This is a genomic window from Priestia sp. VA7, assembly GCF_055710015.1.
This window is the reverse complement of sequence record NZ_JBVQPN010000001.1, coordinates 1,236,922-1,253,776: the sequence shown is the minus strand read 5'-3', so window position 1 is coordinate 1,253,776 and position 16,855 is coordinate 1,236,922. Positions and strand designations below refer to the sequence as shown.

At 34.8% G+C, this 16,855-nt stretch carries 13 protein-coding genes and 3 pseudogenes; 2 read left to right on the top strand and 14 right to left on the bottom strand.

The genetic code is table 11. From position 1 onward, the window contains the following. The coding region (gene corA, locus AC0C45_RS06665) for a magnesium/cobalt transporter CorA (RefSeq protein WP_472927975.1) at positions 1-734 on the top strand (734 nt) is incomplete at its 5' end. 128 nt (positions 735-862) lie between these two features. Here the strand turns inward: corA and AC0C45_RS06660 are convergent. Both AC0C45_RS06660 and AC0C45_RS06655 read right to left on the bottom strand, forming a co-directional pair. Continuing rightward, complete coding sequence (locus AC0C45_RS06660; RefSeq protein ID WP_034649972.1) at positions 863-2,218, bottom strand: TrkH family potassium uptake protein; 1,356 nt, start codon at positions 2,216-2,218, stop codon at positions 863-865. 772 nt (positions 2,219-2,990) lie between these two features. Continuing rightward, a complete protein-coding gene (locus AC0C45_RS06655) occupies positions 2,991-3,422 on the bottom strand; it encodes an ASCH domain-containing protein (RefSeq protein ID WP_013056457.1) in 432 nt (143 codons plus the stop codon). A 172-nt stretch (positions 3,423-3,594) separates the two neighbouring features. Here AC0C45_RS06655 and AC0C45_RS06650 point away from each other — a divergent pair. Further along, positions 3,595-3,702 (top strand): annotated as a pseudogene (locus AC0C45_RS06650) (M4 family metallopeptidase); the annotation flags it as partial. A gap of 950 nt (positions 3,703-4,652) precedes the next feature. Here the strand turns inward: AC0C45_RS06650 and aroQ are convergent. From aroQ to AC0C45_RS06590, 12 genes and pseudogenes are all read right to left on the bottom strand, one after another. After that, positions 4,653-5,126 carry a type II 3-dehydroquinate dehydratase gene (gene aroQ, locus AC0C45_RS06645; protein ID WP_047933882.1) on the bottom strand — a complete coding sequence of 158 codons (474 nt, stop codon included), beginning with the start codon at positions 5,124-5,126 and terminating at the stop codon, positions 4,653-4,655. Between the two features lie 29 nt (positions 5,127-5,155). Further along, the gene (locus AC0C45_RS06640) at positions 5,156-5,548 is read right to left on the bottom strand and encodes a VOC family protein (RefSeq protein WP_016766258.1); all 393 of its coding nucleotides are present in this window, start codon (positions 5,546-5,548) and stop codon (positions 5,156-5,158) included. Between the two features lie 20 nt (positions 5,549-5,568). Further along, positions 5,569-6,507, bottom strand: coding sequence for a ketopantoate reductase family protein (locus tag AC0C45_RS06635; RefSeq protein ID WP_034649970.1), 939 nt, complete (start codon positions 6,505-6,507; stop codon positions 5,569-5,571). Positions 6,508-6,529: 22 nt separating this feature from the next. After that, positions 6,530-6,958, bottom strand: coding sequence for a MaoC family dehydratase (locus AC0C45_RS06630; protein ID WP_013084300.1), 429 nt, complete (start codon positions 6,956-6,958; stop codon positions 6,530-6,532). A 44-nt stretch (positions 6,959-7,002) separates the two neighbouring features. Continuing rightward, a complete protein-coding gene (locus AC0C45_RS06625) occupies positions 7,003-8,565 on the bottom strand; it encodes an acyl CoA:acetate/3-ketoacid CoA transferase (RefSeq protein WP_472927974.1) in 1,563 nt (520 codons plus the stop codon). 35 nt (positions 8,566-8,600) lie between these two features. Next, positions 8,601-9,496 (bottom strand): annotated as a pseudogene (locus tag AC0C45_RS06620) (shikimate dehydrogenase). Between the two features lie 286 nt (positions 9,497-9,782). Beyond that, on the bottom strand, positions 9,783-10,673 hold the full coding sequence (locus AC0C45_RS06615) for a LysR family transcriptional regulator (RefSeq protein WP_016766261.1): 891 nt from the start codon (positions 10,671-10,673) through the stop codon (positions 9,783-9,785). 547 nt (positions 10,674-11,220) lie between these two features. Next, positions 11,221-12,219, bottom strand: a pseudogene (locus AC0C45_RS06610) (NADP-dependent oxidoreductase). 400 nt (positions 12,220-12,619) lie between these two features. Continuing rightward, the gene (locus AC0C45_RS06605) at positions 12,620-14,236 is read right to left on the bottom strand and encodes an FAD-dependent monooxygenase (RefSeq protein WP_237892706.1); all 1,617 of its coding nucleotides are present in this window, start codon (positions 14,234-14,236) and stop codon (positions 12,620-12,622) included. A gap of 604 nt (positions 14,237-14,840) precedes the next feature. Further along, positions 14,841-15,272: a VOC family protein gene (locus AC0C45_RS06600; protein WP_472927973.1), complete on the bottom strand. Its 432-nt coding sequence runs from the start codon at positions 15,270-15,272 to the stop codon at positions 14,841-14,843. 224 nt (positions 15,273-15,496) lie between these two features. Beyond that, entirely contained in the window at positions 15,497-15,865 is a 369-nt protein-coding gene (locus AC0C45_RS06595) for a hypothetical protein (protein WP_016766264.1), read from the bottom strand. 660 nt (positions 15,866-16,525) lie between these two features. Next, on the bottom strand, positions 16,526-16,693 hold the full coding sequence (locus tag AC0C45_RS06590; RefSeq protein ID WP_237892707.1) for a helix-turn-helix transcriptional regulator: 168 nt from the start codon (positions 16,691-16,693) through the stop codon (positions 16,526-16,528). Positions 16,694-16,855: the final 162 nt, after the last annotated feature.

Genomic DNA, 16,855 nt, shown 5'->3' with positions numbered 1-16,855 from the left:
TTTTAGTTCTGCATTATTTAAATAGCAACACGTTAGATGTTGAAGAAGTAGACTTGTTTATTGGGGAAAATTATCTTGTGACCTTTCACTTTAAACCGGTACTCAGTATTGAAACAGTACGACAACGCCTTTTACAACATCCTAGTGGATTTAATAAAGGAGTGTCCTATATTGCTTATGCGGTTCTAGACCAATTAGTGGATGATTACTTCCCAATTGTGTATGAAATTGAGGATAAATTAAATGAAATTGAAAGCAGAGATGCCAAAAAATCAATTGCTTTACTGATGAATGATGTTTTTGATATCCGAAGTGATTTATTAAAGCTCAGAAAAACCATTCTTCCTATGCGTGACTTGCTATATCGAATTATTAATTCTGAACGTTTATATATACCTGCGGAGCAGAAAGCCTATTTCAATGACATCTATGACCACTTGATAAAATTAACAAGCATGGTGGAAGCCAATCGAGATATGACATCGGATATGAGAGATAATTACCTTTCACTTAACGCCAATCGGATGAACTCCATTATGATGACATTAACGATTATTTCCTCTATTTTCATCCCCCTTACATTTGTCGTAGGGTTATATGGGATGAACTTTGATCATATGCCAGAACTTCACTGGCACTACGGGTATTATATTGTTTTAGGAATTATGGCTTTAATGACAATTGGCATGATTCTCTGGTTTAAACAAAAAGGCTGGTTTAATGTAAATAAATAACCTCAACAATATGCTGACGTATCTTCCAAAAATGCTTAGTTAAAAGCAGCCCTAAAGAAGGGGGCTGCTTTTTAAGATTTCCAATAATTACGAATATGTTGACCAAAGCATATATTTAAAATAGATTTTTAACCAATAAGAATCTTTTCTTCTGCATACCGAATTTTAGCTTGCTTATTTGAGCGAATTGCAAGTACGAACCCAATAGTAAGAGGACCTACTCTACCAATAAACATCATAACCGTAATGAGAATTCGGCCGATAGGACTTAAGTCGCCTGTAAAGTTAGCACTTAATCCAACTGTTCCAGAAGCAGAAAACGTTTCAAACAAAAGAGTAGCCATATCTACACCTTTTTCTGTAATTGTAAGTAGAAAGAAAATAATAGAAACAAAAATAATTCCAGAAGTAGTAATAGAAAAAGCTCTATAAACAAGTGATTTAGGAATTCGGCGTCGAAAAACATTAATCTCTTCTTTATTTGTCAATACTGACCATAAAGCAAACAATATTAAGACAAACGTCGTTATTTTGATTCCACCACCTGTCGAACCTGGCGCTGCTCCAATAAACATAAGCCCCATCATATACACTTTTGAAGGTAATGTGAGCGCCCCAATATCCACGGTATTAAAACCAGCAGTACGAGGAACTACTCCCTGAAAGTATGCTGCCCACCATTTATCGCCCATGCTCAATTCACCTAAAGTATGAGGATTATGATATTCTAAAGCAAAAATAATCAGTGTGCTTACGACATTTAAGAGGATAGTTGAAACTAATACAATTTTAGTGTGAAGAGAAAACTTCCTTATATTTCGTTTTCGAAAAATATCTGCAATGACAAAAAATCCAGTCCCTCCTATTATGAAAAGTGACGTAATCATAATATTTACGGTTGGATCTCCTACCCATTTACTTAAATTATCTGGTTCCAAACCAAATCCTGCATTGTTAAAAGCAGAGACAGAATGGAATATGCCATAATAGATTGCTCTTCCCCAGCTCATTTCTTGTGACCAACGAATAGCTAGGATAAGGGCTCCAATCCCTTCCACAGCCAATGTAATTAGCACAACACGTTGGACTAATGCAATAACGCCTTGTAGCGAAAAAGCATTTAGAGATTCCTTAAGTATTAGCCTTTGTTGTAATCCGATTTTTTTACCTAGCACAATAAACATGAGTATACCAATAGTCATGAATCCCCAGCCACCAACTTGGATGAGCACAAGCAAAATGAGCTGTCCAAATAAAGTAAATGTAGTCCCCGTATCTACAACAGCTAGTCCGGTTACACATACAGCAGAAGTGGCTTCAAAAAGAGCATCAATAAAGCTTAAATGATGTCTATCACTCGTGGCAGCAGGAATCATTAATAAGCAGGTGCCGAGTAATATTAATCCTAAAAACCCGACGAACAAAATACTTGCAGGTTCCAGATGCTTCACTTTATGTTTTTTACGTGGCTTAGAAATTATCATATTACATTTCCCTTCAAAATATTTTGAGTAAAGATTTATTATATATCATACCCATTTATTTCAAAAGATGGTCATTGCTTTTATTGCCTTCAGTGCTTACGGTAAAATCCATTGTGCAAACTAATTTTTGTATATGATATATGTTTGATTACACTCAATATTTAATTAAGAGAACATAAAAAAAGAGCACATCCAAAAGGTTTGCTCTTTTTTATTGTTTAAATCTTACGCTGTTTGTACTCATTTCTTTTCTACTGCTTTTTGTTTCGTTATATAAGCAGCAGCTAAAAAAAGAAAGAACCACTCGTTCTTTGCCAAAGGCAAACAGAACGTTCCTTTTTTAACATTGCATTTTATCTGTTTATGTACTATTTCATTTAGTATCTATATTGCTGTTAGTTTTCAAGGATTTGCACCTTAAGAAAAATTTATTAGAATTGGGGAATACGTTATTAGTCTGGCCAGATTTGTAGATTCATATACATATATCTTCAAAAATAAATCTTGTATCCGACTATAATTTTATAAAATAACTTTAATATTTATCATAATCTGTTATGTAAATATTAAAGTATTTTATATATTATTAATGTTTTGTCATTTACACTTAATGACGACAAATATGAACTTTTTCGAACTTTATTATTTTCTATTAATTCACGAATCACAATATATAGATGTCTGAAAAAATAAAGAAGGTAGAAGATTTTATGCGTGAAAAGTGGGTTCCTGAAGGAGCCGATTCAGGGCATCGTGTGCAATGTATCAGCTCCTATAAAATTAAAACATGCTCCCATAATCCTAGCTTTCCCTTTGCTGGAATAAATTCATCCAGCATCTGCATATCCTCAACTACCCAGGCATAACCTCCCACTATAAAGTTACCCATAAAATAGTCATTCCCTGATACGATTCGACCATCCTCCAGAATGGCCCATGTCTCATTGTTTTCAGTTACCTTCAAACAATCTACAAGTTTGCATACAGCAATAATCTGGCCAGTTGGAAGATTCTCTGGTGTGTATCCGTGCTTACCAAGCAACGACTTTATGGCTATATGGTTAGAGACGTCTTTATCTATTTTTTTACTTGTGTGAATGGCAAGTGGCCCCCGATAATTCGTTCTCCATGACCTTGTTTCATATGTTGCCTCTCTAAGGACAAAAAGGCTTGCCCACGGCTGGATCATTGATAAAACCTTCATTCTGACAGCCTCCAATCTATAGAAGTTTATTTTGAGTATAGAGTGTCCCTTTCAAGGAATATTATGAACAAAAGGCAGAATATCAGTTCACGGAGATCCAATTTATGAGGTATGAGTCATGACTAGTGATCATTAATATCATATATTAATCAGCGAACTATTTTTGTTGGGTTTTACAAACTCACTAGATGTGATTGGGCACGAACTTACACATGTAGTGACCCAGTTCACAAGCGGGCTAGAATATGAAAAGCAACCTGGAGCTTTAAACGAACAGATTTAACATGATTTTTTATACCAATTGTGGAAGTTTACGTAACGGAAGGAATTCAACTTGTGAATCGGTTCAACTAGGCGTAAGTAAAATTAATATTTATAGTGATATGAAGTATGCATATTTTGCAAAAGCACGCGAAATTCTAAGTACTACCGAATACTGGGATCCACTTTATTTTCCGAAAAGCCAAACAAAAAGCGTTTGTCAGGTTGAAGGGTGCAATGGTAAACACAAGAGTTTAGGTTATTGTTCGAAGCATTATAAACGATTTAGAAGTCATGGGGACCCTTTTTTAGTTGCAACAACACATGGAGAGATTAAAAGGGTAAAAGATTAAATTTGTCATAATTAAGGTTCAGAAAAAGGGAACCTGAAAAGGGTTCTCCTTCTTACTATGAATTATATTATATTGGTCCAGTAGTACAATATTAGATATGTAAATAATAAATTATTTACGATATATTTATGGTTTTAAACTTTACACTTATTGAAGAAAAATAGACGCTTTTATTTCTTGTTAAATACTATCTTATCTTCTATCTTTCTTTTAATAAATTTATATATTAAAAGTAACTAAACAGTAATTATATAATTACTTGATATTAATATGTTTTTAATAAGATAAATTTAATTAAAAATACAAAATCAATGTACTTTATATATTTACTCCAGTTAGCATAAAAGGTTGTATTATAATATACACAATAGAAAATCTCCATATTTACCCATAAAAAAAGTAAAGGTTTAACCTTTACTTTTAACAAGATACTTTATCATTTACTTGTAATAGATGATACAGCAGCATGGATTTGGAAAGCATAAAAGTAAATATGGCTCTGGTGTGAAAAATTCAAAGTGCTTGAAAGTAAATTGAATTTTTTACACCAGAACCAGATAGATGATTAACTTCTTCATACTATTTGAAATTAGACTTGCCCATTTCTTGTTTGCTTCTAAATAGAAGTACTAAGTTCTCCTTTTCTATTTTTTTCATCCATTAAGGTTTTTGCAGCTCTTAACGCTAAAAGATAGCTATCAAAGCCAAAACCGCAAATTTGTCCCTGCGCAATTTCCGCAAATACAGAATGATGTCTAAATTCATCTCGGGCATGAATATTAGACATATGAATCTCAATAAACGGGACTTCAAGAATGTCCAAAGCGTCTCTTAATCCATAACTATAGTGGGTCCATGCACCAGCATTAATGATCACTGCATTCACTTTATCAAAATACCCTTGATGAATTCGATCAATCATTTCACCTTCTGAATTTGTTTGAAAAACCTCTAATTCAAGTCTCAGCTCTTTAGCTAGTTGAAACATACTCTCATTAATTTCATCAAGAGTAATAGATCCATAGATTTTAGGATTTCTTTTTCCAAACATATTATGGTTTATCCCATGCAACATCAGTACTTTCCCCATCATAATCACTCCAATGCTATTTAAAATAGTTAGTCTTCCATCCATGGATATACAGTTAATGCTTCTTCAACGGAACCTTCTTTTGCCTGGATCAGTTCCAGATTTAAACCATCCGGAAGGACCACCCAATTATGTCCTTTAGGTAATTCGGTAACATTCCATTTATAAACTTCTTCCATAGCAGCCTCTAAATCTTCCACCATGATTCCTAAATGCGCCAGTCTTCCTTCGACACCTGAGAAGTTAGGATCTGCGATCAGTTGAACTCCACCAATAGTCCATATTTGTCTAGGGTTATCTTTTCCCCCATCCATTTTACGAATCGACATATTTAATGCCTCTTTAAAAAAACGAATGTGCCAATCAATATCCTTTACACGAATAGCTGAATGTTCAAGATATGCTTTTTTCTGATAGGGCAAATTTCAGTCATCCTTCCTTATCAAGAATTTATGTATTTTTCCACCCAAGTTTCAATCCCTTTTACGTTCGCAACCAACGCTTTATTAACTGGTGTTGCGACATTACTTTTCTCTCCCCATCGGACAATTGCTCCATTGATATAATCGATTTCTGTTTTTTGGCCTTTTTCAAGACTTTGCAGCATGGATGTTTTAAATTCATATGGTAATCCTGCTGCTGCTTTCAACCAAATATCTTCGGGGTCCTCCGTTGATAAAATAATGCCGTTTGCTTTAGCAACATTTATACCCTCTAAAATAGCTTCAAAAGCACAATCTCTAATTTCAGGAATTTGGTATAAATCTCCATATGGTAATTTCGTAATACCACATAAAGCCCCCGTTGCCACATTAATTAAAAGTTTGTCCCAAATCATTCCTGTGGTATTACTACTAACCTCTGTTAATAACCCACATTTTGTCAATATATCTGCGACTCTCTGAATCCTTTTTGTTTTTTCGCCATTCATCTCACCAATAAAAGTAATCTTTCCCTTTGTTCCGGCAATCACATGTCCTGGTCCAAGTAATACGCCGCCAACATAAGTTTTTCCACCGATAACACGATCGTTGCCGATAACCTCGGCAATAGTTTCCTCATTTCCAAGACCATTTTGCAATGACATGACCAATGTATCTTCCCCAATAATGGATGAAGCATTTTCAATCGCATTTCTTGTATGAAAAGACTTCACCAATACTATTACAAGATCCACTGCTCCAATTCCCTCACAGTTTGTTTGGGCATTTACCCTAACAGCCCTATCATTCGTTCCATCCCTAAGAATCAGCCCCTTTGTATTGATTGCATTCACATGATCAGCCCGTTGATTTATTAAATAAACATCTTGCCCTCCCTCCGCCAGAGTGCCACCAATGGAACTTCCTAAAGCACCTGCGCCAAGTACACAGATTTTCATTTATCTCACTCCTTTGCATTGTTTAATTTTCAAAAAACTTTAATATATGCTGTGCCACCACGCACAATTCTTTATTTTGATTGTAAATTTCAACCTTGGCATATGACTTCAATGATTCTTGATTAACTTCAGTAATCGTATATACAGCTGTAACTGTATCGCCAAAATATACTGGTCTTGTAAAACGTAAACGATCGTAGCCATAGGACACACTTGGCATTTCTGATCTCGCTTGGGTTTGAATTAATGTTGATGCCGTACTTCCAAGTGCAAAAGTTAATACCCCATGTACAATCCGCGTTTTATATGGCGTTGTTTTCATAAATTCTTCATTCATATGCATTTGACTAAAATCCCCGGTAATCCCAGCAAACAAATAAACATCTGATTCACTAATTGTCTTGGTATAAGAAACCGTATCTCCTACTTCAAAAGGAACTTTCTTACTCATAATCTTCCTCCTAGCAATCATTTAATATAGTATGAACAAATCTCTTATACTTTCATTTGCTCCCAATCCTTTTTAATTCCCATATCCTCTGCAAAAAATAATCTGCTATGCATTTCTTTTAACTCAGCAGAAATTTGAGGTCTAAATGACATTTTCTCAATGATTTGAGTTTCTATATCAATTCCAGGTGCAACTTCACATAATTCCAGTCCGTCTGTTGTTAAGCGGAAAACAGCTCTTTCCGTGATATAGAGAACTTCTTGTCCTCTTTTTAATGCATCCCTTCCATTAAAAGTAAGCTCTTCAAGTTGAGGAAGAAGTTTCTTAAATCGGCCTTCTTGTTCAATTTGCAGCTTACCTTTTTCAATCTTCGTTTTAAGGCCGCCGGCTGTCAGTGTTCCACAAAAAACAATCTTTTTTGTATTTTGACAAATATCTATAAACCCGCCTGTTCCCATGATTTTCCCATTAAATTTATGCACATTGACATTTCCTGCTTGGTCCAGTTCTGCAAAGCTTAAGAAGCAGACGTCAAGACCACCGCCATCATAAAAGTCAAACTGTGAAGGCATATCTAACAATGCATGGGTATTGATGCTTGCTCCAAAGAAAATGCCTTGTGCTGTGACACCGCCGATTGGTCCAGTTTCCACCGTTAAGGTAAATTGTTCATCAACACCTTCTTCACGAGCTACACTTCCAATTCCATCGGCAATTCCAACACCAACGTTTCCCACATTTCCTGGTTTAACTTCAAACAATGCACGCCGAGCGATCATTTTTCGATGATTAAGCGGAAGCCGGGTAACTTCACTTGTTTCCGCGATATAATCTCCTGACATAAAACGATTAACTCCACCCGTGTACAGCTGTGATTGTTCTTCATCAACAACGACAATATCGACGTTGTAGCCTGGAATTTTTATCGATTTTGGATGAAGAGTATTTGACTTTACTACCCTTTTTACTTGTGCAATAACAAGCCCTCCATTGTTATGGACAGCCTGGGCCATCGCTAAAGTATCCAGATACGCAATTTCATCTTCCATACTGATATATCCTTCACGATCTGCAGTTGTTCCGCGGATAATGGCAACATCAGGTCGAATCGCTGGATAGAACAGCCACTCTTCACCATTAATTTCCATTAATTTAATAAGATCTTCTTTGGTACAATCATTTAGTTTTCCACCCTTTTGCCGTGGGTCAATAAATGAACCTAAGCCGACATGGGTTAATATTCCAGGATGTCCAGCTGCAGCGGCTCTAAATAATTGACAAAGTACGCCTTGCGGGAAATTATATGCTTCGATTTCATTATTTTCAGCCATTTCACAGAGTCTAGGGGATTGTCCCCAATGTCCTCCAACTATTTTTCGTACTAGTCCCTTTTTGGCAAGTGGTGACATTCCTCTGTCCGCCCGGTCGCCTAATCCTGTTGTATGGATAAACGTTAAATCTTTTGGCAAGTGTGTTTCTTCATATCTTTTTGACAATGCTTCTATAAGCTTAGTAGGCTCTAATAGACCCCCACCAGCTCCACAGATAGCAACTATTGCTTCATTGGGGATATACTTTACAGCCTCTTCAGCACTAAGTACTGTCACTAAATTCCCCTTTTTCTTTGGCTTTTCCAAGATAGTCACTTCCTTTCTGTTTTTTGAAACATTTGTTCCTTTACATAATCAACAGGCATTTCTTCACATGTCCAAAGTTCGAATGCTTTAGCTCCCTGCCATAGCATCATGCCCAATCCATTGATTGCTTTACAGCCAACAGATTCAGCCATTTCAAGCAATTTCGTCTTTCGGGGATTATATTATAACGTCTGAAACGATTAACTCTGGACGAAGCCATGATGAGTCTAGGATTATACTCTGTCCTTCAAGAGGATTCATCCCAACCCCGGTTGCATTTGTTAAAATATCACTGCTTCCAATAGACGATCTAAGAAGTTCTGTATCTTCGATATGATGAACCGTTGCCTTACAATTACCATCGATTTCATTGTTAATAATGTCCGCATTTTTTAAAGCCCGTAGATATGATTCATCCTCGCGGTTGAAAATGTAAATTTCAGATGCACCGTCAATAGCACATTGAATCGCTACAGCGGAGCCAGCACCTCCCGCGCCCATAAGTGTCATTTTCTTTCCTTGAATGTCTACACCACTTTCCTTTAATCCACGTACGTACCCTATACCATCTGTGTTATAGCCAATTAATTTTCCATTTTCATTCACGACGGTGTTTACCGCACCAACAAATCTTGCAGCTGGTGTTACCTCATCTAAGTAAGGTAAAATTTTCATTTTGTTAGGCATAGACACGTTAAAACCACGCATGTTTAGTGCACGGAATCCTGCCAATACCTCTTCTATTTGTTGATTCGCCACTTCAAAAGCCATATAAACGTAGTTAAGACCTAGTTTACAAAATGACGTATTATGGCATCACCGGTGATAAAGAGTGTCCAATCGGGGTTTCAATTAATCCTATTAATTGAGTTCTTCCATCAATTCGTCCTTGATCTGCCATAAAAAAACTTCCTTATTTAGATTAATCTAACTTCTTCATAACCAATACCTATGAAAACGATTACAAGTTGATCATTTAAAAAACTTAATTAAATATGAGCTTACTGCCTTTTGAAATCATTTTATTATACGTTGCAATCAATAATCCAATTGGTAATTATTATTCACTTATAGGTTTTGTCTATAATTTATCAAAACAAAGTGTATTTATTACTAATGAAACAGAGAGAGCTAATTATAACAGTTTATCTTTGTCATAATTAGCTCTCTTTTAATTACTATTTCAATCAAATTTGCTGATTATTATTTTCTATGATAAAGTCTCGAAACTGTTGAACAATTGGAGGCAAATATCTGTTTTTTCTAACTGCCATGTAAATAGACTGCTGATAAATAGGCTCTTTAGTAGGAAGGATTTTTATATCAAAATAGTTCAATGTGGAAACAAGCGGAAGAATCCCAATACCTTGATTTGCTTCGACTAAACCTATCAATGCATTATCTTCTGCTACCTCACAAGAAATTTCAGGGACAATCCCTGCTCCTGCAAACAATTTATCTAAAATCGGTCGCAGGCCACTGTTTTTATTAAAGCAGACAAGCTTGTAACCTGCGATATCTTTTAATTCAACAAATTCGCGTTCTGTCAGTGGATGATTCTTATTAGTGATTAACACGATCTCTTGTTTGGCAAGCGGTAGCAATTCAATATCTGGTTCATTTTCAATGTTAGTGCAAAACGCAATATCATAATTTTCTTCCTTGAGACCTTTAATGACCATTTGTGTTGTCCCCTGATAACAGGAAAAAGCAATTTCCGCATTAGAGTTTTCATTTACAAACTGTTGAATCAATGACGGTACAAAATTGGTTCCCAATGAATAAATAAAAGCAAGGTCAATTACACCAGAGGTTGTACTTATCAATTTTTGAAGGTTTCTCTCCCCCTTTTCAATTTCAGTTAGTCCTTTCTCAACATACGGTAAAAACGATTGTCCAAATTTGTTTAACTTTACATTACGCCCTTTTCTTTCAAAAAGCTTAACACCTAACTCTTTTTCAAGTTCTGAAATAGCTTGGCTAAGACTGGGCTGTGTAATAAATAGCTGCGAAGCTGTCCTTGTAAAATGTTCCGTTTTAGCTAATAATCGAAAATATTGTAATTGTTTAAGATTCAAACGTGCCAATCCCTTTCAAAAGGATTAATCTCACAAAAATATGTTATTAATCACTTTTTATTTTTTTTCTTCTCTTTTTATTATTTTACTATGATGTTTCAAATACAATAAATTTTCACTAGATTGATCTAAAGTGGTTCTTTATTAACATAAAAATCAAATCTCAATATGTAATTAAGTAGATTTGATGCTATCTGTAAGAACAAAAAAAACACAAACCACTATATATGGTTTGTGTTTTTGGAGCTAAGAAATAGCATTAAAAGAAAGATTGTCTAATAACATAGTAACAATTTAACGCTTTAAAGAATTATTGTATTCATAAAAATTGTACAGAAAATATATAAGCATTTAATGTTAACACATTTTAAATAATGTAATCTTTATTAAAGACACAAGATGAAAGTTTTTTATTTTCAATTTTATTTATCTTATTAAAAACACATTAACGTTACATACTGGTATTTTTTCTATTATTCCTTTTTTCTTTTTCATGCCTAAAAGAAAAAAAGGAAAGTTAGGATATATTTTTTGCTCCGTTTGACAACTATCTTATTTTTAATATTATTTTCCCTTTCGCCCTTCCTGACTCCGCATATTCCATCGCTTTTTGAGCATCTTTAAAAGAAAAAACCTTATCAATTATAGGTTTGATTTTACCAGTCTCAATAAAATTTGCGATTATACGTAGTTGTTCTCCACTTGGCTTCATAAACAAAAACGTATATTGAACATTATGCTTTTTTTCAAGCCCAGTAAGTTTATGACTTGCTGCTCAAAACAACAACGTCTTAAAAAAACCGGAACCATATTCTTTACCAAAACGAGCATTCGGTAAACCCGAAACGGAAACAAGTTTTCCTCCGTCTTTTATAATACCAAATGATTTTTCGAGTATCTCGTCCCCAAGTGTATCAAATACTGCATCATAGTTTTTCAGTATTTCCTCAAATTTTTCTGTCTTGTAATTTATAATTTCATCTGCACCAAGAGATTTTACTAAATTCGCACCAGCTTCACTGGCAGTCGTTGCAACAGTGGCACCCATTAATTTAGCCAGTTGAATAGCAAAGGTACCGACACCACCAGCCCCAGCTTGAATTAAAATCTTTTGTCCCTTTTTTAATTGCAAAATGTCTGTTAGCGCTTGATAGGAGGTTAACCCGACCAGTGGAATCGATGCTGCTTCTTCAAAGTTCAAATTTTTAGGTTTTAATGCGATATCATCTTCATGAATAGCGATATATTCAGCAAAAGTACCGATTTTACTCTTACGTGGACGTGCATATATTTCGTCACCAGCTTTAAAACGAGTCACTTTTGCGCCAACCTTTGCAACGACACCAGAAAAGTCATTCCCTAAGATAATAGGCATCTTATATTTAACTAATAATTTCACTTTCCCATCGCGTATCTTAAAATCAATAGGATTAATACTAGCTGCATGAATTTCCGCGAGTACCTCATACTCACCAATTTCAGGCGTGGGCATTTCCGCCAAATGCATTGGAACTTTCCCATACCTATCAATAACCATTGCTCTCACAGCCTATACCTCCAATAATCAGTTTAACGGTTTAAGTTGATGAACCATATAACTGAATACAACAATATACTATTGTTATATTAGGTGCAATATTGAGAAAGCAAATCGAGACGAATACATCTTAGAGGAGAAGCAACATTAACTTTTTATGATCAGCAACTAAAAAAGGGGACTATGTTTGATGATTGCTCTAAGAAATAAAGCATTTTAGTATTCCACTTGATCCGTTAATTAAGATAAATGCTAGTTAACATAGTCACCATCTTAGGAACCAGACAAAAAATAACCCTTGTGACAAGGGTTATTTTTTATCTCAACAATTTTTGTTTAGTTTAAATATTTAATTATCATTACTTAATCTTTAACTAATTTTAAATCAGGAACATGCTTATTAATTTATCTACCATAGTATGCTAGCCATGACCTGCTTAAGAAGCAGATGAGGATTTGATGCCCCCTCTTTTGTACGCCATGCTACAAAACCGTCTGGTCTTATCAATACAGCTCCTTGAGAGGTAACATCGTACAATGCTTCCCAGCTATCCTCATACTCAACACAATCTCCTTGTGAACCGATTCCATAAACGTTAATAGGGACACCTAAGTGAGAAGATACATTTCGGGCAGCAGTGCGCCACGGGCTATTATCTTTTCCCGTAAATAAGACGAAATTTTCTCCTATTAAATCCAAGGTAGATATACGCTTACCTTGATACCTCAACCACATATGTGGAGCACGTGTACCTGGTTTTCCGTTTAGCTCTAATTGGTCCATTCTATGTGTTGTATCGGAGTTTTCCTCAATAATGGCTGTTGAGTTATATTTATACCCTACAGTAACTGCAAGATGATCCATATTATTGAGGGTGCTTACACCTTTCTTAATAACACTGAATAACAAATTACTTGCATATTCCGTTGTTACTTCTGCAGCATAGTGTCTTTCATCATGATAAGTTTGGAGCAATCGTGAATGGGCTTGTTTGTGTATCACTGCAGCTAACTTCCAAGCTAAATTATGAGCATCTTGAATACCTGTATTCGAACCAAATCCTCCCGCAGGTGGCATAAGATGCGCTGCGTCTCCAATTAGAAAGACTCGATTATCTTGAAAACGAGTAGCTGTCTGTTCTGCAGCTGCCCAAGGTAAAATACTGAAGATGACAATATCAAGATTTGAAACCCCTATAGCTTTTTTTAAAATCTCACAGCATCGCTCTTCAGAAAAATCTTCTGGACTTTCGCCATTTGTGGGATTATAGGCCACGTGGTAAATCCATTCATCTCGATTGTTAACGGTGATGAGCGCACCAAATACCTCTGGATTTAGGATTTGAATCCAGCCAAACTGGCTAGGCTTTAGAAAGCGACTTAGATCAGCTTGAAAATAGATATTAATATAATGTCCGCCGATGACTCCTCTTCCTGTAGTTGGAATTTTTGTATGTTGACGTATTGTGCTTTTAGCGCCGTCTGCCGCCACTAAATAATCACTTCGAATCTTTTCTTTTGTTCCTGTCTCTCGGTTTATTATAGTGGCTGTTACTCCTAAATCACCTTGTTGATACTCTATAAGTTCAGTATTATAGCGTATATGCCCTTTTCCCTCTTTAGCAGCTTGAAGAAGGATAGGCTCTAGTTCAATTTGATAACAAGATGCTGGCTTTGAAGGGCTCACCTTTTCAAAATTTTCTATTCTCTCTTTCTCAAGAGCCTTTTGGGAGTTCTCCGCAGTTTCTAATTTCTCAGGATCTATGCTTTTGATTGTCTCTACCGCAATCCTTCCGCGAATATTATCTAATGGTTCACTAGCAGTCCGAATAGCTGCCTCCAATCCAAGTTGTCGAAATATTTCCATTGTACGAAATGTAATCCCTCCGGCTTTTGGATGGATAGCTGTACCAGTGTGTTTTTCAATGAGTAAATAATCAACGTTATGACGTGCCAAAAAGAGAGCAGAGGTGAGTCCACTAAGACCTCCCCCTACTATTAAAACAGGAACATGTTTGTGTATCATAGAAATTTTCCTTTCAATTTTAAATGTACCCATGGGCCTTACTGAATTCAGTAATCAAACTATAATATAAAAAAAAATGAAATTGTAGACTGTTTTTAGGTTATGTTTTATAATGATAATAGAGTACGCCCCCAAATTAGGGGCGTTTTTTTCTATGACTTTTAAAAGAATACTCATTAATGTTAACGGAAACAACAGACACTTCCTGACTTTATACATATTCCATTCCATATTATCTTACTGTCTGTGTCCTTATATTTTATACATGTTAAGTTCTCATAATGGATTTTATCGGTATGAAATAGAAAAGAAACCGTTTAATTTTAATAAAAAGAAACCGTTTAATTTTTTTGCTTTCTCAAAATGATTTAATAGGTTATAATAAATACCTACAAAAATATTAAATGATATGTAAGTAACAAGCAATTACACCCTTAATATTTAACTAAAAGAAAAACCCACCATTCAAATTAGGTGGGTTTTTCTTCTTTAAATATATGTGATGCACATCCTTAGTTAACATAAAACACATTCCGGAACCCAACCAAGAAAAGCTTGCAGGAGAAGAACTCTTGAGATAATAAGAATAACGGCTTTTCATTAATTACTCATTATCAGCAGATTGTGTGGAAATTTGCCAAGTAACACCGAATTTATCTGTTACTTGTCCATATGATGGGCTCCAAAAAGTTTCTTGAAGTGGCATTCCTACTTGACCACCTTCTTTCAGCTTTTCGAACACTTCTTTTGATTTTTCTACACTGTCTATAGTGATAGCTACCGTTACTTGTGATCCAATTTGGTATGGTTGACCCGGGGATGTATCAGAAAGCATCAAATCATTATCACCAACTTTTAAGTGCGCATTCATTACACGGTCTATTGCTTCTATAGGAGTAGGGAATTCTGGATTTCCGGGCATTTCTCCGAACGTTTGAACTCCAATAACTTTTGCATCCAATGCTTTTTCGTAAAATTTAACAGCTTCTTGTCCATTACCGTTCATAACTAAATAAGGATAAATTCCTAAAACCATTAAAAACACCTCTTTTAAAATTTTAGTTAGACTTTACTAAATCAAAGTTAGATGAAAAAAGAACTCACGTTTGATTTAGTCATAACTCTCACTACGTATCTATACAACAAATTCATTGGGTTATCCTGCAGCGTTAGTTTATTAAGAAAAAAAGATACACGTACATCTGCAAACGTAGAATTCTATGTACACCATATACAAACCTAGTTACCATAAAACCATTTCTAGGAATCTAAAACCTCTTTTAGTACAACTTTAAATTTTGGTCTAAATACTAAATCCATAATCGTTATAAAACGGTCAATTCCTTGATCTATAAATAATCGAATTGCTTTGCTTTCTTTATTATCATTCATGATCTCAATCTTTGTAACCGATTCGAGACTGTAGTAAAAGATCTCATCACCTTCTAAATCCTTTACTGAAAGCGAGAAAGAATTATAAAATGGTGAGATTTTCACTTCAAACCTGTTCATTTCGCTCGTAAAGATAAAAGTGGATTCATCGTACAAAAAGCTCTCATTTTGGTCTTTTTTAAGTGGAATACATTCAAATAATGAAATAAAGTCTAATTCTTCGGGACAATCTCGCATTTGTTTCCTCCTTGGTCGTAACTATCTATTTAATTAGCTCCTTTTGCACAGTATTAAAAAACAAAAATCCCTCAATTATTTTCCCATATACTTTAATACTCTTCGATTACCTTATGGATATTCCATACAAAGTTATTTAATATAATCACAGTGATTGGTAGCATTTCTAAAATTAATGTTTAAAATGGATGGTTTATGAAGGAATAAAACAGCCTACGTATAGTAGGCTAATCATCATTAAATACTTATTTTACCTTACCTATTATAAGTAAGGCCAATGCATAACAAAAGCTAGCCAATAATGAAATAGCAGCTAGTGTTAGCTATTTAAATGAAAGTGAAAGTAGTAATGGCAGCTTTGAAAAAGCTAGTACAGTAGATGCAATTGATTTGTTATTGCAAAATCCAAAAGACCGTTCAAAACGAGTGTATCGAGATTTTTATTTTGATGATGATGTGTTACGTATTATTGATCGAGTCCCAAAAAATTATAAATCAGAATTAGTGAATGAAGCTCTGAGAAAAGTGTTTAAGGAAAAGGGATTAATAGACTAAAAAAAAGCAGCATTAATCCTGCTTTTTCTAGCCTTAAAGGCATTTATATGATTATGAAATGCGTATTATCTTCTGTGAAGGTTCTTGATGTAGATTTTGAAATTGCTAAACAGCGTCTGTCATCGATTCAGTATTCAATTTCTTTAAGATACTTTTTCTTTGATTGTTAATGGTGCTTTCTTCTGTATGAAAAAGGCTTTGTATTTTTGAAATAGAATAACCATCAATAGCAAAAGCAAAGACTTCTTGTTCTACTTTAGTAAATTGGTTCATAAAGAATTTCTCTTTAAGGATTTTGCATTCTTCTTCTACATTCTTCAGTCGAACAACTTCATTAACTAAAGAGGTGTTATGTTAACTAGATATGTATGCAGTATTCATGTTATTAAATAAGCTTATAAGGATTACCATGCTTGAGATCCAAACGAACAGATC